This window comes from Paracoccus methylarcula, assembly GCF_003007735.2.
Lineage (GTDB): Bacteria > Pseudomonadota > Alphaproteobacteria > Rhodobacterales > Rhodobacteraceae > Paracoccus > Paracoccus methylarcula.
The window spans coordinates 165791-183840 of sequence record NZ_PXNQ02000006.1 but is presented as its reverse complement, the minus strand read 5'-3'; the positions used below and the strand labels follow the sequence as shown (position 1 = coordinate 183840).

The window sequence follows — 18050 nt, the reverse complement described above, 5'->3', positions numbered from 1 at the left end:
ACAGCCGCATAACAAGAGCAGTTTATCCATTTCTCGGGCAGTGTGGCCCGGTATCAACCACTTTCGTGCCCGCGAAGCCGGTCAATCTCAGATACATAGGCACGCAGTTCGGGCGACAGGGGCGGTTCCGGTGACGTAACGGCAAGCTCGGTACCGGAGTGGCCGGACATCTTGCGATCAGCCCAGTTGCGCAGATCGCCTATACTGTAGCCGCGCAGGAACGGGTTGGCAGAAACCACTCCGGCGCCCATCACGCTGCCGACCGAGCGTGACGGATCCGCGCGCAAGGCCTGATCGGCGCCCGCCGGACCAAGAAAATGCGCCAGGTACAAGCGCCCGGCCGAGATCGAATGGCCGCGGGCCCGGAGATATGCCTCGTTCTCCTGCGCGAGGTGCCGGACCATCTCGCGCGACATGTCGGGATCGAAACGCAGGTTCAGCAATTCCGAGCGCGACAGGCTCGAAACCAGGTCGGGGCGATAGCTGCGCATCATCCGGAGCCATGTCGATTCGATGAATTGCCCCAATCCGGTTGCCGTCGAGCGCGGATTTTGCGCACGGGCATTTCCCGCGCTTTCCACCTGAATGATCTGCCCGATCAACGCCTCGATGGCATCGGAGGCGCGCACCTGACCGGCGCTGCTCAGATAGGGCATCGGATCGACCGGGCTGCCATCCTTGATCAGCCGGAAGACCAGGCCGGTATCCTGCCGCCCCTCGATAGAGCCGCCGATTACCCCGACCGGGGTTCCCCGGGTGATCTCTCCTCCCTGCGCGACGGCGCCCGACAACGAGGCCAGACCGCCATAGCGACTGATCATCCCGTCCGTATGCGTGATTTCGACCTGCACGCCATCCCTGTCATCAACCGATGCCAGCGTGACCCTGCCATCTCCCGCCGCGACGACGGTGCTGCCCTCGGGGGCCGACCAGATCACATATCCCCGGTCGGTTTCATCGCCGGAGGCCGGGACAAACCGTTGCGAGAGCACACCCGAAACCGGCGGAATCATCTGCGCCCCACCGTCTCTCTGCTGCACGCGAGAACCGGGCGCGTAGCATTCGAAGCCGCTTTCTTCCCCGGGAACCACGTAGCATGCCCGTTCGCCAGCCGGGCCGCTGACACCGATGAACAGGATCGAGCCGGGATCGCCCGCCCCGCGCCCCGGCGCATATATCAGGCTCAGCCGATCGGAATCGTCTGCATAGCTGTCGAGATCATGGACCTTCGCCATCATTGCCAGGGCCTCGCCGGTGACCTGGGACGGCACATCATTCCTGAGCGCCGCGGAATAGATCAGGTCCAGCAGTCTCTGCTGACCGGCTGTTCCCGGCTCGTCTTCCCGGGACATCACCTGATCCAGCAGCGACTGATCCGCCCAGGCATCGGCGGAGGGCACCAATTGCCCGGCCTGCGACAGCGCCAGGGACCCGATGAAACCTTCGGTCCCGTAGAGCGTCACCTGGATCACCTGACGCTCATCACCGCGCAGGCGATAACGCAAAGCCATGAGCGAACCCTTGGGCAATGTCTCATCCAGCGAGAGCTGATTGCGAATACGCTCGCCAAGATATGCGGCATTCGCATCGCCGAACCCGTTCCGCGCAAGCAGATCGTCGATCGGGACCGGGCGCGTCGCCTCGACCACGATCTCGCGCCACAGGCTGCTGCGCTGGTCCGCATCGCGCAAGAAGGCGATGCTGGATGTTGCCCGCTGATCGGCGGGCACCATGGCGGCAGCCGGCTCCGTGTCGGACAGGCTGGCATTCATCAGCCTTGCGCGGCTCCGTTCGGCCTGGAACAGCGCGAATTCCTCGCGCGAGGAAGGCAATGCCGCGACAAGCTGGCGGTTGCGGGGCAGCAATTCGCTTTCCAGCACGGCAATCGAGGTGGATGCCGCCGGAACCCGCCGGGCCGAGGCGAGCGCCGCCGGCACCGGCTCTTCGCGGATATCCGGGGACTGGCCGTCATCAGGGCTGGGGATGATCAGCGGATCGCCGGGAATATCGGTAAAGGTGTCGGTGCGGACGACCGGCGCGATATCGAATTCCGACTCGACCTGCACCAATGTCTGCCCCTGATCCCCCAGCCTCAGCAACGCGCCGAAATCTGGCTTGAAATGGCGAAATCCCAGAACACCGATCACGGACATGACTGAAACGGCTACCACCCACCGGATCACGCGAATCCGGCGGCGGCGGCGGCGTGCGGCCTTGCCCATATTCCGAAAACGCGGGTCCACCCCAATCATCGGTTCACCGGAACGCACCTGTCCCCAACATAGCCGGATTGGTGCTGATCGTCCGGCCGGAAGAACCGCTGGCCTGCGACCCACCACCGCCGCCCTGACCGGATGGACGGGATTGGGCGGGGGCCGTCGAACGCCCGCCCGACGCGGCCCGCGTCGGTGCCGAGCGGGTGCTGCTTCTGCTCGGCGCGGCCCGGGCAACCGGCTGGATATCGGGACATTGCACCGCCTCGTCGCGGATCATGGCGCGATACAAGCCGATCTCGGGCGAGGGCGCCGCCTGCCCAGCCCCCCGGGCCTCGAAATATCGGCGCAGGGCAGAGGCGGAACCCGCTCCCCAATCTCCGTCGATGCCGCCCTTGTAGCAATTCATCCGGGCGAGTTCCGTCTGGATGGCGGCGACCACCTGCGCCCCATCGGGATCGAAGGCCCCCCGGGACAAGAGCCTGTTGAACATCGCCGGGTCGCGTTGCCGCAACGCCTCGCGGGCCTGATGGGGCAATCCCAACGGCCCACGCGCATCCGCGGCGACCAGCACGGCCAGATCGCCCACGATGATCGACGGCTCCGGGCCGCCGGGTCTGCGCGTAGCAATGGGCTCGGCGGCAGGGGACGACGCATTCGCGACAGGAGCGCTGGCAACCATGCTCCGCGATGCGGTCGGATCGCTGCTGGCAAGGATGACCTCCGGGGTGCCGGTAGGGTTCATCGCCTCGGCAGGCAGGGCCGAGATCACCAGCCCACCCATCGGTGGCGCGGCCTCTTGCCCGGACTCGTCCAGTTGATAACCGCCATCCTGCAACGCAGCCCGCCGCTCCGCTCCGCTCTGCGTGGCGGCTTTCACGAACGCCTTGGCCAGCGCCTCGGCATCGCATCCGTCGGCCTCGCGCGGAATGGCAAGCGTCACCCCGCTCGGATCGGCGCGTGACGCCGTCAACCCGGCGAGATCGGGTGGTTGCTCCTCCCATTCGCAGCTATTCACCACCACGATCATTGCGTGATCCGAGGGCAGTTCGGCGAACAGCGTGGAGAGTGCCGGGTTCTCATCCGCATCCCCGGTGGCCAGAGGCGATCCGACATAGACCAGTTCCGCGCGCCCCTTGGCCAGTTCTTCGGCAAGCCCGTCTGCCGGGACGGAAACGGCCTTCCCGGCCAGCGGCGCAAGGGAATCCGGCAGAGAAGATCCCAGGACCAGCACGGATGCATCGGACTGCGCAACCGCCTGCCCGCCTGCCGCGGAAAGCGCAAGCATCGCCAGAATTCCTGTGCGGATCAGCCGCATGAGGCGCCCTCGTCTGCCATCGCGTCGACTCTTTACATTCGTTTCCACAACTACCAGCCAGCGCCCCCGCATCCAAGCCTCATGTCGGCCGTGGCGAGACGAACACGGTCCAGTTGCTGCGTTCCTCGGTATCGACCTCGATGAAACGGGCATCCAGAAAACCGCGCAGCAGGCAATCCCGCTGCCCGGTGATCTCAAAGCGGCGCGGCGCCACGCACATCGGAATAGCGCCGGAGAGGACTTCCTTGCCGAACACATCGGTTGCAAAGATGTAGTAATAGCGGGATTGAAGCGGCTCCCGCCGCAGGACCGCACATTGATTGGGCGCAACCCGCCACCAGCCGCGCGTGACGAAATCCTCGCCATCCGGCGCACCGATCGCCACGTTCAGCACGTCATACGACTGGTTGCACAACCGCATCTCGGCCCGCGCGGCGACGGGAAGCGCGAATAGCCCGCAGGCAACCGCGGCGAATATCGGCAACGGCGGCCTCATCAGGGCGACCAGATCAATTGAGCAAACGGGACAGGCATGATACAGCTTTGACAAAGGGAGTATGTCTTCTCATGAAGCCGATCTTTATCGCAGGTGCAACCTTGCTGGCCGCCAGCAGCGCGTTCGGGTTCGCAAAAGCGGTTGATTATCTGGCCGCCACCCCGGAAAGCACGGCGCCCCGGCATGGCAACATGACCGAGCGCAACCTGCCCGCCATATCGCGGGAACAGGCCGTTCCCGCTTCGACGGATGCATATGTGGCAAGTGGATCGCCCCAGCCCGGGATTCCCGAAATGGCCCCTGCGGAGCGGGCGGCAATGATCGGCAAGCCTGAAAGGCTCGCTGCGATGAGCGTCGATGAAACCATTTCCATGCCACAAGCCAATTATTTCATGCCTTTCACGCGTCCGGATGATCCATTAACGACACCGGATACTTATTCGAATATGGATTCTCCGGATAACATGGCACAGGATCGATTCCATAACCTGCCCATGATCGGGGTCTATCGCTGATTCTCAAGGAAAGGGATTATTCATGCGTCACGGTGCGATTGCGCTGTTTTCCAGCGTTCTTCTGATTTTTTCCGGCTTTTCCGCATTTTCGCAAACCGACGACACCACGGCGGAGATTCCCGCACCGACCGGGGAAAACGGCAGTTCCGCCGATACCCGCACGCAGGCAACCGCTAGTGACAGCATCTCGCTGGAACTGAATGGCGCCACGACGACCGAGGCGGGAGGCTGCCAACTGACCGTTGTCACCACCAATCGCCTGGATCGGGATCTGGACCGCGCCGCCTGGCAGGTGGCGATCTTCGATGCCGCCGGTGTCGTGCAATCGCTGCCGATCCTGGATTTCGGCGCGATGGTTTCGGGCAAGACCAAGGTGGCGATGTTCGAACTGCCCGGCCGTGGTTGCACAGATATCGGGCGAATCATCGTCAATGACGTCGCGGCATGCACCACCGGAGATGGCGATGACCTGCGCGATGCCTGTCTGACCGGGCTTGCGACGCAATCGCGCACCGATATCGATTTTGGGCTTTGATCGCTGAAGGCTGACCGTCATGATCTTTCCGAGCGATCTGCCGATGACGACGATAACCGTCTTCGCGGCCCTGGCGGCCTTGTCGGTGCTGACCCTGACCGTCACGATCTTCAAGACGATACAATTCCGGCGATTGGGCGTCGGCGGCCATAAACGCGGCGAGGAAATCCTCGACGACTGGCTGAACGGCCGCCCCGACGAGGCGCAGCGCAAGGCAACAGCGGGCAAGACCGTGCTGGCCCGTGTCCTCGGAGCGGTGATGTCCGGGCTGCGCGCCCGCCCGTCCGAACCCGGCTATGGCGAGGAACTGGCCCGGCAGGTCGCGCTGGCCGAACTGGCCCGGATGGGCGCGCGGATGCGGCTGCTAGAGGCGGTGGTGCAGATGGCCCCGATGCTCGGGCTGTTGGGCACGGTCATCGGCATGATCGACGCTTTCGGCAATCTGGCCCTGAGCCAGGAGGCAGCCGATCCCCGCCTGCTGGCATCGGGCATCTGGACGGCGCTGACAACCACGGCGGCCGGGCTCGCCATCGCCCTGGTGGCCTATTTCATCGCCTCATGGCTCGAAGGCCGCATCGAGGATGAACGTCAAACGATCGAGCTGGTGATTTCCTCTGCGATCCACGGCCGGATCGCCCAACCGGCCCGCGCCTGATCCATGACGGCCGCGACGACATCGCCCCCCCGTCCGGCGCGGGTCGCGGGGTTGAGGCTGCCGCAACGAAAGGCACGCTATCGGTTTTCGATGACCCCATTGGCCGATGTGCTGTTCCAATTGCTGATCTTCTTCATGCTGTCCTCGAATATCGTGCCCTACTCCATGTTGACCCTGCGCAGCGGCGCCCTCGAGGGCGGGGATGCCGCGACAGAGGAAACGGAAACCCGGGCATTGGCAACCGACGCCTCGGCGACCGCGGTCTGGACATTGCATCCCGACGGGCTGGTCGCCGGGGGCCAGCGCTTCGCCCTGGATCGCCTGCCGTCGCTGGCGGATGCCCTGGCAGTGCAGGGAACGCGGAACGTGCTGATCGTGATTGGCTCCGATGTGCATGTCCAGCAGGTGACCACGGTGCTGGAAACACTCGCGGCGCACGGTATCGAGTCGGTCCAGATCGCGAATGGAGGTACGAAATGAGCTTGCGCCTGCCTGCACGGCATCATGACAGGCTGCGGATCGATACCTCGCTTGCGATCGTCAATATCGTGCTGTTGCTGATCTTCTTCTTCCTGGTGGCAGGACAGGAGACCCGCACGCCGCGCGACATTCGGCTGGCGCAGACCTCGCAGATCGCGCCTTCCACCCTGCCCTCTCCCATCCTCGAGATCCGCTCCGCCAAGGAGTGGTTTCTGGATGGTGAAGCGGTATCGCCAGAACTGCTGCCGGCTGCCCTGTCCGGTTCGGACGGCATCCTGCATCTCGTGATCGACAAGGAGGCCGAGGCCAGCCTGCTGATCTCCGCGCTCGGTCATCCCGAGCTTGCCAGCCGCGAGGTGCGGTTGGTGACCCTGCGTGCGGGACCGGGACAATGATCGGTGCGACAGGACGCAATTCGGCATGGATCCAGGCGGCATTGCTGTCGGTCTCGCTGCATGGCGCGGCGGCGGCGGCATTGATCTACCGCCCCTCGTGGAACCTGCCCACAACCCCGCCACCCGAACAGTTGCAGCTTGAGATCACGACGCTGAACCAATCCTCGACAGAGGTCGAAACACCGGTGCTGACATCCGTTGCGGCGCTTGAAGGTCCTGACGAAAAACCGCAACCCGGCGCGAAGCAGCAAACCGAAAAAGAGCTTCTGGCGCATCTGAACGAGGGGGGGATCGCCCCTGTCTTGTCGGACCGGACGCTGCCGATGACCCGGAATCCCGCCTCGGAGCCGGTGTCAGGCGGGGGCGGGGCCGCGCCCCCAAACCCGAAACGGCAATGGGCGGAACCGCGCCCACCGATCCACGCCTGGTGGAATTGTTCGACCGGATCCGCAGCCTCCTGACCGAGCCATGCCTGCTCGCCCTGCCCGCCCTGCGCGGCGATGACGCGATCCAGCTTGGCGTGCTGGCGGCCAATGACCGGAAAATCTCCAGGCTGATGGACGATCTGACCAAAGGTCTTGCAACCGAGGTGACCGAAGCCGCCGTGCTGCTGGACCGGCGGCAATGCCCGGGGCTGGCCTTCGCCCGGCAGGATCCGCTTTACCCGGTTTTCGGTCTTGGCATTCAGCTGGAATCCCAACAGGTTGCAAGCGGAGCTTCGTTGCGTGGGCAGATCTCGGGCGGAACGGGATGGTACAACACGCTGCTGCTGATCGACGACAATGGTGTTGTCCATGACCTGCGGCGCTTCCTGATCCGGTCGGCGGATCGCATTCGGTTCGACGCGCCGGTGGCGCGCGCGGGCGCGGCACGGGACACGCATCAACTGATCGTGGCGGTGGCCACACCGCGCCGCCCCGAGACCGTTTCCCGCCTGTCGGGCCAGTTGGCCGAACCGTTCTTCGAGGCGCTCGGCCGGGAAATCGGCGAGGACGCGATGGTCGGAGTCAGCAGCGTCTATATTCGCTGATCCGAACAAGGCAAGCGGCACCCGGAATATCGGGCCCGTCAACCAGTATGAAAAACATACTGCCTGTCACGACCGTGACGGCTTCCTTCGCTGGAATGGCGCGCCCCTTCTTCTTTGCCAAAATACCTCCGGGGGTCCGGGGGCAGAGCCCCCGGCCATCGCGGGACGCAATCAGGAAGCGGAACCGATCCGGGCGCTATGCGAATTCATAGCCGAAGCCGTCATCCGTGACCTTGATGGTGACATCCGCCATCGCCTCACCGCTGACCATGCGCGCCAGCACCTGCCGCGACAGGTCGGGCAGGATCGAATTGGTGATGATATTGTCGATCATCCGGCCGCCGCTGTCGGGATCGCGGCACTGATCGACGATATGCGAGATCACGGCGTCGCCCCAGACCAGCTTTGCCCCCTGCGACTCCTTCATCCGGCGGGCGACCGAGCCCAGCTTGAGGCGCGAGATCCCGGCTAGAACCTCGCTGCTCAGCGGCACATAGGGAACGGTCACGATCCGGCCCAGAAGCGCGGGCGGGAAAGTGCCCAGCAATTCCTCCTTGAGCGAGGCCTCCAGCGTCTCGGTGTCCTCGATGATCCCCTCGGGCGCGAGGTTCATGATCGTGCCGGTGCCGACATTCGAGGTCATCAGGATCAGCGTGTTGCGGAAATTGATCGGGCGGCCATTGCCATCCTCCATCCGGCCCTTGTCGAAGACCTGGAAGAACAGTTCATGGACATCGGGATGGGCCTTTTCCATCTCGTCCAGAAGCACGACGGAATAGGGCTTGCGCCGCACCGCCTCGGTCAGCCGTCCGCCCTCGCCATAGCCGACATAACCCGGAGGCGCGCCTTTCAGCAGGCTGACGGAATGGGCCTCCTGGAATTCGGACATGTTGATGGTGATGACATTCTGCTCGCCGCCATAAAGCGACTCGGCCAGCGCCAGCGCGGTCTCGGTCTTGCCCACGCCCGAGGGGCCGCAAAGCATGAAAACCCCGATGGGTTTCTCGGGATTACCAAGACCCGCGCGCGCCGTCTCGACCCGGCGGGCGATCATCTGCAAGCCCTGGTCCTGCCCGATCACCCGTTCCTTCAGGTGATCCGCCAGGGTCAGCACCGCCTGCAATTCATCGGCGACCATGCGTCCCGCCGGAATGCCGGTCCAGTCGCTGATGACGCTGGCGACGGCCTGATCGTCCACATGCGGATAGATCATCCGGTCATCGGCATGGATCGCCTCCAGCTTCGCCATCCCCTCGGTCAGTTCAGCCCGGATGCGTCGGGATCGATCTCTTCGCCCTTTTCTTCGGCAAGACGGCTGCGCAGGTCGAGGATGTTCTCGACAATGCCCTTCTCGGAATCATAGGCGGCCTCAAGCGCGGTCAGCTCATCTTTCCGGGCCTGCAACTGCTCTTGCGCCTCGGCGAGCCGGGTTTCCGGGTTCGCGCCCAGTTCACGCTCGGCGGATTTGGCGGCGATCTCGGTTTCCAGCGAGGCGATGGCAGCCTGCAAATCGGCGATGCGGGCGGGGACCGAGGACTGGCTGACCGCCACCCGCGCGCAGGCGGTATCCAGAAGCGACACGGCCTTGTCGGGCAATTGGCGCGCCGGGAGATAGCGGGCCGACAGCTTCACCGCCGCCTCGACCGCGGCATCCGAGATGCGGACCTTGTGATGGTCCTGCATCGGGCCCAGAAGGCCGCGCATCATGTAGCAGGCGGTGTCGATATCGGGCTCATCCACCTGCACCGGCTGGAAACGCCGGGTCAATGCCGGGTCTTTTTCGAAATAATTGCGGTATTCGGCCCATGTCGTCGCGCCGATGGTGCGCAACGTGCCGCGCGCCAGCGCCGGTTTCAACAGGTTCGCGGCATCGCCGGTTCCCGCCGAGCCGCCTGCGCCGATCAGCGTATGGGCTTCATCGATGAACAGGATAATCGGGGTCGGGCTGGACTGCACTTCGTCGATGACCGAACGCAGGCGCTGTTCGAATTCGCCCTTCATGCTGGCCCCGGCCTGCATCGCGCCGATGTCCAGCATATGCAGCCGCATGCCCTTCAGCGCGGGCGGCACCTCATCCGCGGCCAGTTTCTGCGCGAAACCCTCGACCACGGCGGTCTTGCCCACCCCGGCCTCGCCCGTCAGGATCGGGTTATTCTGCCGCCGCCGCATCAGGACGTCGATGATCTGGCGGATCTCATCGTCGCGGCCAACAACCGGGTCCATCCGCCCCTCTGCCGCATCCGCCGTCATATCGACCGAGAACCGGCCAAGCGCGGTCGATGCCCCTGCCGCGTCACCCCTGCCGCCCCCGGCGGAACGCAGCCCGGCGCCATCCATCGGGCGCATGTCCTCTTCCTCGGAATCGGCCCAGATGGTGCGGGATTCACGGCCGATATGGTCCGGAGAGAGAGCCTCGAAAACCGTGGAATACTGCACCAGTGCATGGCGCAGCGCCTGATCGTTCAGCAGCGCGACCAGAAGATGCCCGGTGCGGATCTGCGCCTCGCCGAAGAATAGCGAGGCATAGGTCCAGGCGTGGTTCAGCGCATCGGCCAGCCGCTCCGAGATGCCGGGTGTTTCGGTGACGTTCTTCTGCAGTGCCGCCGCCGCCCGGTCGAGATCCTTGAGAACCTGACCGCGATCCAGCTTGGCTTCGCGCAGCGTGATCGAGATATCGCAGTTCTGGTTGGAAATCGCGTGAAACAGCCAATGGCACAGCTCGACATTGCGGTTGCCGTCCGAGCGCGCCTGCCGCATCGCCTGAAGAAAGGCGTCATAGCCGACGCGGTTCATCTTGCCTGCGAATTTCTCGATGGTGATTGCAGTCATGCTTGGCCTCTTGTTGATCAGGGTCCCTGGGTCAGGGCAAATCGTGAAATCTCGATCTTTTCCGCTGCCCGCATCTCGGCGGATGGGGACAATGCGGCAAGCCAGCCCAGTGAAATGGTTTCGCCCATCCGCGCCGCAGGGATCTCGGCCGGGGGTAGGGTCAGCGCCAGGTCCACCTCGTAGGAGCGGCCCAGATACCAATAGACCAGATCGGCGAGGCGCTGGTGCCTGTCCTGGCCGGGCAGGAAGCTGCGATAGGTCTTGGCATCGGGGATATGCAGGTGAATGCAGATCTTTTCGCTGACCGATTGCAGCCGCGCGCCCAGATACATGTCGCGACCCAGGGCGCCGCTCGAACCCAGACCGCGCTGTTCATCCTCTTCGAATTCCAGCCATGCGGGCACATGTTCCTCGACCTCGGCCTGCAATTCGAAATAGCTTTCCAGCATCTGCCGCAACCGCACCGCGCTGCGCACCCGCCCGCCAAAGATCGAGACCAGCGGCAGGCGGGCGACATCGGGGAAACTGTCATGGCGCAGGAAGGCCGGGCTGCCGGTTCCCGCCACCGCTGCGACATAGCGGGCGAAGCGATCCTCGTCGGGGCGGTCATGCTGGCTGATGGCATGGGCATCGGACCAGGCACGGAAGAAGAGCTGATAGAACCGCCCCGCGAGCATGTCGACGAAGCGGACGAAGCCCTCTTCGCCCTCTTCCTGCCAACGCAGCACCTCTTCGGTCAGGTTCAGCGGCAGCGCGCCCTGGGGGCCGAAGAAGCCCATGAAATTTGCCCGCAACCTGATCCGGCCGTCCTGCCGCGGTTCGGCGGGGACCAGGTCGGAATCGGGAAAGGCGAGCCGGGGATCCTGCCCGATCTCGACGATCTCGTCGCTCAGCCGTGCCGAACGGCCGATGCGGGGGCGGTCCGGCCTCTCGCGTTCAAGGCGCCTCAGCAGCGCCAGGAAACTCGCGCCGTCCAGGTTCATATCAACGGGCCCGTGCCGGTGCGGGGCGGCCATTTGCGGATCACCCCGCGCTGCTTGCTGATCGTCACCATCTGCGTGAAACTGTTGATGCTGACATATTCGGCAAAGAACCGATCCAGCACGGCGGCCATCAGGATGATGCCGCTGCCTTCGAATCCGGTTTCATCGAATGTCACCGAGATCTCGAGACCGCGCGCGGGGAAATAGCCCTCGGCACGCCGGAGCGAGCGTGTGACGGGCCGAACATTCAGCCCCACGACCGCCGCGATCTGGGCTTCGGTCACGCTGTCGGACAGGTCGGCGAACAGCGTCAGGATCTCACGCAGGCTGGCGGCACCGTCACGGCCATAGCGATCATCGAGACCGAAATGGTTCAGCGCCAGGTAAGAGATCAGCCGCCAATAGACATCGCCCTGCCCGGTGCGATGCGGCCCCGCCCGCTCGGTCTCGGTCATGGCTTCGCGCGGCGCGGTCGGACCGTTGATGCAACTGACCGACATCTGCCGGTCCGACACGACGTTGAAATCCTCGGACCGCACCAGCGGCAGGGCAGAGGGAAGATGCCGGTTCGAGCAGAGCGTCCGAATGTGCAGGCGATGCGCGCGGTCACCGATCACCGATTCCGGCGGCTCGTAGATCGAGATATAGGTTTCGGTACCGCGATAGCCGCTGCGCATGCCGTGCCGGCGTTCGGATTCGGTCAAGCGGCGCGGCTTGCGGCGGCTGGTATAATAATAGGTCGAACGCTGCGAACCCGCGCCTTGCGGCAAGGCATAGAGCGGCTCGACATCGACCCGCTCATGGGTGGTCCCATAGGTGGCATAGACCTGTAGCAGCCGGTGGACCTCGTAATGGGTCATCGGAGAGGAATCGGGCGTCACGACATATTCGTGCCGCTTGTCATCCAGCCGGATCTGGTTCGACCCCTCCTCGAACAGGTTGATCGCCGGCGCGCAGTTCAACCTGATATCGCCAAGCTGGGTCAGGCGCGCCAGATCGTCATCGACGCGCTCGAACTCGAAGATCACCTGCATCTGTTCGGTGGTAATATTGCGCAACAGGTCCGCCAGCCCGGTCAGCCGGAACCCCAGGAACTTGCGGGGGTAGGCATAGAAATCGCGCAGCAGGGCAAAGCCCTCGAACAGGTTCGACTGGCGCGCGAATAGCAGTTCATCCTTGGTAAAACCGACCTGCTCGATCTGGTCGGGATGCAGGCGGATGAAGCAGGGATCGCCGTTCGGACGCAGCCAGCGCAAGGACAGGCGCGTCACGTTGCAATGGATCTGCTCGTAAAGTGCGATAGCCCGGAACATGTCGCCGGTCAGATGAAAGGTCAGCGCATCCTCGCCCAGGGCGGATATGGGCTGCTCATTGGTCGACTCGATATCCATCTGCAACCCGGCACGGGTCGCCCGATCTGGGTCCTGCCCCAGCCCGCCAAGCGCGGTGGTGCGGTCGTGATAGGCCAGGCCGGTGATCTGCAGCGGCAACACCGTCATCGGCGCGGTCGTACTGAAACGGCAGGTCACCCGGTTATCGGCATCGCGGAAACTGGCATCAAGATATGTGTTGCGCGAATAGCGCCGGACGCTCGGATCCCCCGTATCCTTCGTCGTCGCCGGAGCCTGCACCATCATGCAGCTGGGAATCGGCGCCAGCGCATCCGGGAATATCTGTTCGAGCAGCTCGGTGGTGAAACCGCGGAACTCCTCGTCCAGCTTGAGCTGAACCCGCGCAGCAAGGAAAGCCGTCCCTTCCAGCAAACCGGCGATCGTCGGATCGATATTCTCGCGCAATACACCGCCAAGCCGGTCGGCCAATCCCGGGAATTCCTCGGCGAATTCCGCTGAACGTTCATAGAGAATATCCAGCTCACGTTCATATGCGTCGCGGAAAGCTTTCTTCATGAGCCGCCCTGCATCCGCTTCATCGAAACCTTGCCCGCCGCCGGATCCACCTCGGCATAGAATTGCAGCGGGATATCCGTCGGGTCCGAGATCATTTCCGCGACGATTTCGAATGTCAGCCGCTGATCGACCGAAGGATCGTTCTCATCCACCCGCACCTCTATCGTCCCTGCCCGCAGCCTTGGCTCGTTGCGTATCAGCGCAATGCGGATCGCGTCAGCCATATCACCGGGAGTCCGGTTCTTGCGCCACAGCGAATCCATATCCTGAAAGCCGTGATTGATGACCGAATCGCGCACCCGTGGCGTATCGGACAGGTCGGTAATGACATCCAGCCGGATCGTGTTCATCAGGCTGGCGATGTCCAGCGCAAGGTTGCGGCGCAGGGACGCCTCGCTGGCGCCTTCGCGACGCTTCTGGCTGACCAGCGTCAGATCCCGCTCGCCTTCGGTATAGCGTCGGGAATTGTCGCGCGAATCCCGGCGTGCAGCGGAATCACGGAAAATATGCAGAAGCGACATTTCCCGCAGGCCGCCCCGCGAGGAATCATCGCCCGGAACGCCGGAAGGACGACGAGAAGCCATGATCTCTCCTGAACGCATGGTTGCGGTCATGTTAGGAACATCCCGCACCAAATGAAACAGGGCCGGCACCAGAAAGCGCCGACCCTGCCGCGATTACCATAAGGATCGGAGGCTTAGGCGGTGCCCCATTCCTTGTTCTCGGCGATGTCCCAGCCAGCCGTGGATTCGGCACCGGCCGCGCCGGATTCTTCCTGCAGGGTGTAAAGCACCTCGAATTTGCGGAAGTTCAGCGTCACGGTTTCCTGGATACGGTCCAGGCCGTCTTTCGCACCACCGGTGTTGTAGCTGGTGATCATGAGATTTTCCAGCTTGATCCGGAAATACTCGATCGGAGCCGCACCGCCCGATTTACGGACGATCAATTCGCCGCTTTCGATATGCTCGCCCGAGGTGGAACGCTTGATCAGGTCCGAGGTGGCCAGGTCGACATATTTGGTCAGCGTGATGTCCTGGACATTGACCTTGCCGCCACCGCCGCCCGAGCCGATATGCGTGGTGCCGGACTGGGTCAGGCCCCAGTTCCAGGCCAGCACGTCGATCTCGTCGCGATGCGTATCATCCTGCGATTCGCCACGGATATTGTTCGAGAGTTTCAGGAAAATATCGACAGCCATATGTAGAACTCCTTTTACTGCGGCGGTCAGCTTAAAAGTTATTTGCCCTTGGGCAGTTTGGAAACCAGTGACATTCCGACGTCCATGCCTTCCAACTGGAAATGCGGCTTGAGATAGAATTTGCCCATGTAATAACCCGGATTTTCTTCGTCCTCAACCACTTCCACCTTCGCACCGGCAAGCGGTTTCTTGGCTTTTTCCCGCTCGCTCGCACTTTCCGGATTGCCCGAAACATACTTGTTGACCCAGGTTTGCAGCTGGGTCTGAAGTTGCAGGCGGTCGGGACTTTGCCCGATCTTGTCACGAACCATACATTTCAAATAATGGCTGAATCGTGACACTGCGAAAATATATGGCAGGCGCGAAGACATATTATCCGATGCCGTGGCCTGCTCATCCACGTATTTCTTGGGGCGATACAGGGTCTGAGCCCCGATGAAGGCAGCCTTGTCGGTATGCTTGCGGTGGATCAGACCGATCAGCCCGGCCTTCGACAACTCCCCCTCGCGCCGGTCGGTGATCGACACCTCGGTCGGGCATTTCAGATCCTTGGACCCGTCGCCCGTATCGAAATTATGAGTCGGCAGGTTCAGCACTTCACCACCCGACTGCACGCCGCGAATCTGGACGGTCCAGCCATGTTCCTTATGCGCACGGTTGATATTCACCGCCAGCGCATGGGCCGCGTTCATCCAGGAATATTTCTTGCCCTCATGCCCGTCGGTCTCTTCCTCGAAGTTGAATTCCTCGACGACGGAATTCGAATTCTGGCCATAAGGCTCGCGCGCCAGCACGCGCGGCATGGTCAGGGCGACATAGCGCGAATTCTCGGAATCGCGCAGCCCGTTCCAGGCGGCATAGTCCGGCGTGTCGAAGATTTCCGACAGGTCGGGAGGCGTGCTCAATTCGTTCCAGCTATCCAGCCCCAGCAATTCCGGAGCCGAAGCCGAGATGAACGGCGCATGGGCGGCGGCGGCGATCTTGCCCATGTCCCGCAGCAGGGCGACATCGCCGGTGCTGTGATCGAAATAGTAGTCGCCGATCAGCGCGCCAAAGGGCTTGCCGCCCAATGTGCCGAATTCCGCTTCGTAGACCACCTTGTTCAGCGGCGACTTGTCCCATTTGGCGCCCGGATAGCGCCGCATCATCTGCTGCAACTCTTTCTTCGAGACATTCATCACCTTCACGCGCAGCGAGGCGTCGGTCTCGGAGTTGTTGACAGTGTAGGCAAGGCCGCGCCACGACGATTCCAGCTTCTGGAACTCCTCGTGATGGATGACCTCGTTAAGCTGCTCGGACAGTTTCTGATCCAGCTTCGACAGCATCGCGTCGATGGTGTCGATCACATCCTCGGCGATAAGCGCCTGGTCGTCCAGCGCCTCGCGCACCAGCGCCACGACGGCATTGTCCACCTCTTTGGCGGCAACTTCGGATCGCGGCTTGATGGTCTGTTTCAGGATGTCCGAAAATTCGTCCAGCTCGGACAGGGCAGCGGCTTCAGAGACCTGCGCCTGGTTTTCCTGCGCCATAATCAGCTGTCCTCTTCAGAAGTGTCTTTCCCGACCTCGCGTTCGGCAAGGGCGGCCATCAGGTCGGGATCGTTCAGCAACTTGCGGATCTGTTCCTGCGCCTTGGGCTTCGAGTTCATGTAGCGCTGCAGGTTGGCAAGGTGTTGACGCGCCTCAAGCAGCGTTTTCAGCGCCGGAACCTGGGCTGCGACCCGGGCCGGGTTGAAATCGTCCATGCTCTCGAATTTCAGCGTGACCCCAAGGCGATCCGCCCCGCCCATCTTGTTCGCGACATTGAAGGACACGGCAGGCCCGACGCTTTTCATGTAATCGTCCAGCGTGGAGCCGGTGACATCGGTGAAATCGCGTTCCTCCATGTCGGGCTTCTCGACTTCCGACGCATTGCCCGACAGGTCGGACAGCACCCCCATCACGAAGGGCAGCTCGACCATCTTCTCGGAATCGTAGGGATCCTCATAGGAGATGTTCACCCGGGGAGGGCGGTTGCGTTTCAGGAAATCTGTCGACTTATCGGATGCCATCTATCCAATCCCTCCGCTACGGGATAACGAAAACGTCAAATAATTCGCAAAGTCAATGCGAACCCTAATCGAAAATCTAGCCGTCTTGCACTGCAGCAACAAGCAATTCCGCCATAATGGCGTCAAATCTCTTTTCCAACATCTCACGTGCCTTGACAAGAAGCAACGGGATGGGACTCGCCGGTTCCTGGGCCGCGAAATAGCCCTCCACCCCCAGCAAATGGCCGATAAGATCGCCACGCCGGGCGATTGCCGGCAATACCGCAGGCTGCCCGGAAGCCTTTGGATCCTGTTCGAGTCCCGATGCGGTAAGCTCTTTCAGGCGGGCCATCGGCAAGCTGAAACTGCTGCCCTGCCCGATATGCAGAACGACATTTCCGGCCTGCGCGGGCATGAGCACCTCGATCGCCTCGACCAGTGGCGCGCCGACCAGAAGCTGTGCCTGCGTCACCAGGACAAGCGCCGGCGAAGAGGGTTCATGACCCGCAAGCCATGCCTTCGCCGCTTCCAGCGCGGCGGCGGCGGTGGCCCGGTTCGGAATGGTCGGAACCGTTCCGGCCCTGGTCTGGGGCGGCGCAGAGGCCTGACCTGCCGGGACCGCGCCTTCGGTCTCCGCCCCGGTGGTGTCCCCTTCCGCATTCGCCGTCGAGATCGGGGTCGCGGCACTGGCCGACCAGGGGCGCAGATCGGGACGCACCGAGGCGATCATCGCCTGCATGTCGGCAATTGCGGCACGGACCGCGCCCAGATCGGGGGTAAAGGTCTTGACCGGATGGCTTGCCGCCAGCCCCGCCATCCGGTGCAGCGCATCCGCGATGCGGGTCAACTGGTCGTTCACATTCGCCACAGCCTGCCGGTTGGCCTCGGAACGCAGCGGTCCCAGCAGGTCGCTGCCGGCGATATCACCCTCGGATTTGCGCGCCTCGGCCTTGCCGCCCGCGACCATGTGGCGCCGCAGGGTCACCTCGCCATTCGACACCAGGGACAGATGCAGAAGCGGCATCACCACCGTCGGCTGGCTGTTCAGCGCCTCGATCGCGGCGCGGCGCTCTCCTACCCCGCGATCCACCTGGGGATGCACCTCTTCGGGCCATTGCATCATCATCGCGGCCATATCCTCGGCGGTATCGGCGAAATCGCCCAACCGTCCGGCCAGGATCTGGAACCGGGCCAGAAGCCCCAAGAGCCGCAAGTCGCGGCTGCGCGCCAGAAGCCCGTCGATGATCGCCTTCTCTTTCCCGAGATCGATCGAACGCGGGTCGAACAGCCGGTCGTCGCTACCATCCGCAGCCGTTCCCGGCGTGAAATAGCGTTCGGGCATCCGCGCCTCGGCCTCGAAATAGTAATCGACGAAATCGGGATCGTCCTCGCGTTCGAGATCGGGACCGCAGGGGTCCTGTTCCGAAACGGGGGCCAGCAGGTTGACAGGTGTCAATGCAGATCTCC

19 protein-coding genes are annotated in these 18050 nt (G+C 63.1%); 7 read left to right on the top strand and 12 right to left on the bottom strand.

Annotated features, from left to right (window positions below):
• Positions 1-53: 53 nt before the first annotated feature.
• From A7A09_RS11295 to A7A09_RS11285, 3 genes are all read right to left on the bottom strand, one after another.
• Entirely contained in the window at positions 54-2252 is a 2199-nt protein-coding gene (locus A7A09_RS11295; RefSeq protein ID WP_106691502.1) for a M23 family metallopeptidase, read from the bottom strand.
• Between the two features lie 4 nt (positions 2253-2256).
• The gene (locus tag A7A09_RS11290) at positions 2257-3501 is read right to left on the bottom strand and encodes a hypothetical protein (protein WP_148043644.1); all 1245 of its coding nucleotides are present in this window, start codon (positions 3499-3501) and stop codon (positions 2257-2259) included.
• A gap of 109 nt (positions 3502-3610) precedes the next feature.
• The gene (locus tag A7A09_RS11285; protein WP_245999286.1) at positions 3611-4015 is read right to left on the bottom strand and encodes a DUF1036 domain-containing protein; all 405 of its coding nucleotides are present in this window, start codon (positions 4013-4015) and stop codon (positions 3611-3613) included.
• Positions 4016-4098: 83 nt separating this feature from the next.
• Between A7A09_RS11285 and A7A09_RS11280 the strand changes: the two genes are divergently transcribed.
• From A7A09_RS11280 to A7A09_RS11250, 7 genes are all read left to right on the top strand, one after another.
• Entirely contained in the window at positions 4099-4542 is a 444-nt protein-coding gene (locus A7A09_RS11280; RefSeq protein ID WP_106691499.1) for a hypothetical protein, read from the top strand.
• A 22-nt stretch (positions 4543-4564) separates the two neighbouring features.
• Positions 4565-5077 (top strand): hypothetical protein, encoded by a 513-nt coding sequence (locus tag A7A09_RS11275; RefSeq protein WP_106691498.1) that lies wholly within the window; start codon positions 4565-4567, stop codon positions 5075-5077.
• A gap of 19 nt (positions 5078-5096) precedes the next feature.
• Complete coding sequence (locus tag A7A09_RS11270; protein ID WP_211341112.1) at positions 5097-5732, top strand: MotA/TolQ/ExbB proton channel family protein; 636 nt, start codon at positions 5097-5099, stop codon at positions 5730-5732.
• Positions 5733-5822: 90 nt separating this feature from the next.
• Complete coding sequence (locus A7A09_RS11265) at positions 5823-6212, top strand: ExbD/TolR family protein (protein WP_170167083.1); 390 nt, start codon at positions 5823-5825, stop codon at positions 6210-6212.
• The gene (locus tag A7A09_RS11260) at positions 6209-6607 is read left to right on the top strand and encodes an ExbD/TolR family protein (protein WP_106691496.1); all 399 of its coding nucleotides are present in this window, start codon (positions 6209-6211) and stop codon (positions 6605-6607) included. The genes A7A09_RS11265 and A7A09_RS11260 overlap by 4 nt, the downstream gene beginning before the upstream one ends.
• Positions 6604-7068, top strand: coding sequence for a hypothetical protein (locus A7A09_RS11255; RefSeq protein WP_106691495.1), 465 nt, complete (start codon positions 6604-6606; stop codon positions 7066-7068). The genes A7A09_RS11260 and A7A09_RS11255 overlap by 4 nt, the downstream gene beginning before the upstream one ends.
• A complete protein-coding gene (locus A7A09_RS11250) occupies positions 7002-7637 on the top strand; it encodes a hypothetical protein (protein ID WP_148043643.1) in 636 nt (211 codons plus the stop codon). The genes A7A09_RS11255 and A7A09_RS11250 overlap by 67 nt, the downstream gene beginning before the upstream one ends.
• 196 nt (positions 7638-7833) lie before the next feature.
• Here the strand turns inward: A7A09_RS11250 and A7A09_RS22120 are convergent, their stop codons facing one another.
• The 9 genes from A7A09_RS22120 to A7A09_RS11210 form a co-directional block, all read right to left on the bottom strand.
• Positions 7834-8886 carry an AAA family ATPase gene (locus A7A09_RS22120; RefSeq protein WP_366465878.1) on the bottom strand — a complete coding sequence of 351 codons (1053 nt, stop codon included), beginning with the start codon at positions 8884-8886 and terminating at the stop codon, positions 7834-7836.
• An 8-nt stretch (positions 8887-8894) separates the two neighbouring features.
• The gene (locus A7A09_RS22115) at positions 8895-10466 is read right to left on the bottom strand and encodes an AAA family ATPase (protein ID WP_366465875.1); all 1572 of its coding nucleotides are present in this window, start codon (positions 10464-10466) and stop codon (positions 8895-8897) included.
• 17 nt (positions 10467-10483) lie between these two features.
• Positions 10484-11449 carry a type VI secretion system baseplate subunit TssG gene (gene tssG / locus A7A09_RS11240; protein WP_170167082.1) on the bottom strand — a complete coding sequence of 322 codons (966 nt, stop codon included), beginning with the start codon at positions 11447-11449 and terminating at the stop codon, positions 10484-10486.
• Positions 11446-13356: a type VI secretion system baseplate subunit TssF gene (gene tssF, locus A7A09_RS11235; protein ID WP_106691492.1), complete on the bottom strand. Its 1911-nt coding sequence runs from the start codon at positions 13354-13356 to the stop codon at positions 11446-11448. The genes tssG and tssF overlap by 4 nt, the downstream gene beginning before the upstream one ends.
• The gene (locus A7A09_RS11230; protein ID WP_170167081.1) at positions 13353-13940 is read right to left on the bottom strand and encodes a GPW/gp25 family protein; all 588 of its coding nucleotides are present in this window, start codon (positions 13938-13940) and stop codon (positions 13353-13355) included. The genes tssF and A7A09_RS11230 overlap by 4 nt, the downstream gene beginning before the upstream one ends.
• A 113-nt stretch (positions 13941-14053) precedes the next feature.
• A complete protein-coding gene (locus A7A09_RS11225; RefSeq protein WP_106691490.1) occupies positions 14054-14554 on the bottom strand; it encodes an Hcp family type VI secretion system effector in 501 nt (166 codons plus the stop codon).
• A gap of 38 nt (positions 14555-14592) precedes the next feature.
• Positions 14593-16083, bottom strand: coding sequence for a type VI secretion system contractile sheath large subunit (gene tssC / locus A7A09_RS11220; RefSeq protein ID WP_106691489.1), 1491 nt, complete (start codon positions 16081-16083; stop codon positions 14593-14595).
• Between the two features lie 2 nt (positions 16084-16085).
• Positions 16086-16604 carry a type VI secretion system contractile sheath small subunit gene (tssB, locus tag A7A09_RS11215; protein WP_106691488.1) on the bottom strand — a complete coding sequence of 173 codons (519 nt, stop codon included), beginning with the start codon at positions 16602-16604 and terminating at the stop codon, positions 16086-16088.
• A gap of 76 nt (positions 16605-16680) precedes the next feature.
• Positions 16681-18039 (bottom strand): type VI secretion system protein TssA, encoded by a 1359-nt coding sequence (locus A7A09_RS11210; protein ID WP_170167080.1) that lies wholly within the window; start codon positions 18037-18039, stop codon positions 16681-16683.
• Positions 18040-18050: the final 11 nt, after the last annotated feature.

Bases quoted from the DNA above. Each gene is read 5' to 3' on its own strand.
- A7A09_RS22120 (WP_366465878.1), bottom strand. From the start codon at position 8,886: ATGGCGAAGCTGGAGGCGATCCATGCCGATGACCGGATGATCTATCCG.
- A7A09_RS11250 (WP_148043643.1), top strand. From the start codon at position 7,002: ATGGGCGGAACCGCGCCCACCGATCCACGCCTGGTGGAATTGTTCGAC.
- A7A09_RS11230 (WP_170167081.1), bottom strand. From the start codon at position 13,940: ATGGCTTCTCGTCGTCCTTCCGGCGTTCCGGGCGATGATTCCTCGCGG.
- tssB (WP_106691488.1), bottom strand. From the start codon at position 16,604: ATGGCATCCGATAAGTCGACAGATTTCCTGAAACGCAACCGCCCTCCC.
- A7A09_RS11225 (WP_106691490.1), bottom strand. From the start codon at position 14,554: ATGGCTGTCGATATTTTCCTGAAACTCTCGAACAATATCCGTGGCGAA.
- A7A09_RS11290 (WP_148043644.1), bottom strand. From the start codon at position 3,501: ATGCTTGCGCTTTCCGCGGCAGGCGGGCAGGCGGTTGCGCAGTCCGAT.
- tssG (WP_170167082.1), bottom strand. From the start codon at position 11,449: ATGAACCTGGACGGCGCGAGTTTCCTGGCGCTGCTGAGGCGCCTTGAA.
- A7A09_RS11260 (WP_106691496.1), top strand. From the start codon at position 6,209: ATGAGCTTGCGCCTGCCTGCACGGCATCATGACAGGCTGCGGATCGAT.
- A7A09_RS11275 (WP_106691498.1), top strand. From the start codon at position 4,565: ATGCGTCACGGTGCGATTGCGCTGTTTTCCAGCGTTCTTCTGATTTTT.
- tssC (WP_106691489.1), bottom strand. From the start codon at position 16,083: ATGGCGCAGGAAAACCAGGCGCAGGTCTCTGAAGCCGCTGCCCTGTCC.
- A7A09_RS11265 (WP_170167083.1), top strand. From the start codon at position 5,823: ATGACCCCATTGGCCGATGTGCTGTTCCAATTGCTGATCTTCTTCATG.
- A7A09_RS11295 (WP_106691502.1), bottom strand. From the start codon at position 2,252: ATGATTGGGGTGGACCCGCGTTTTCGGAATATGGGCAAGGCCGCACGC.
- A7A09_RS11255 (WP_106691495.1), top strand. From the start codon at position 6,604: ATGATCGGTGCGACAGGACGCAATTCGGCATGGATCCAGGCGGCATTG.
- A7A09_RS11270 (WP_211341112.1), top strand. From the start codon at position 5,097: ATGATCTTTCCGAGCGATCTGCCGATGACGACGATAACCGTCTTCGCG.
- A7A09_RS11280 (WP_106691499.1), top strand. From the start codon at position 4,099: ATGAAGCCGATCTTTATCGCAGGTGCAACCTTGCTGGCCGCCAGCAGC.
- tssF (WP_106691492.1), bottom strand. From the start codon at position 13,356: ATGAAGAAAGCTTTCCGCGACGCATATGAACGTGAGCTGGATATTCTC.
- A7A09_RS22115 (WP_366465875.1), bottom strand. From the start codon at position 10,466: ATGACTGCAATCACCATCGAGAAATTCGCAGGCAAGATGAACCGCGTC.